The organism is Bacillus pretiosus (assembly GCF_051294775.1).
In the GTDB taxonomy this organism is placed as follows: Bacteria; Bacillota; Bacilli; order Bacillales; family Bacillaceae_G; genus Bacillus_A; species Bacillus_A wiedmannii.
Genome location: NZ_JBPPHF010000289.1, coordinates 1 through 297, shown reverse-complemented (window position 1 = coordinate 297; position 297 = coordinate 1). Strand labels below are relative to the sequence as shown.

The window sequence follows — 297 nt, the reverse complement described above, 5'->3', positions numbered from 1 at the left end:
GGATAAGCAAGGGAACAACCTGTTTGATAAGTCTTATGTGAATAAAGATGCGTTTGCTTCTCAACTTGCACTTGGGAAAGTTGGAAAAGCAGATGAAGGAGTAAAAGGAGAAACTCTAGAGAGTGGCCATCAAAATATGGGACAAGTAGACTCACTTGTGGGTGCTTCCACTGCTGCGTTTAAAAAGGCATATACTGCAGATCATAAGGGTGGATTCATGAAGCAATTCCCTGCGGATGTACCACAACAAGAAAAAGAGGCTGCATGGAATAAACACTTGAGTCAAAAAGTACAAGG

1 protein-coding gene is annotated in these 297 nt (G+C 41.8%); it reads left to right on the top strand.

The annotated features are described in order from the left end of the window. Positions 1-297: hypothetical protein (locus ACSG5Z_RS30915; protein ID WP_435712866.1), on the top strand; the 297-nt coding region annotated here is incomplete at both ends.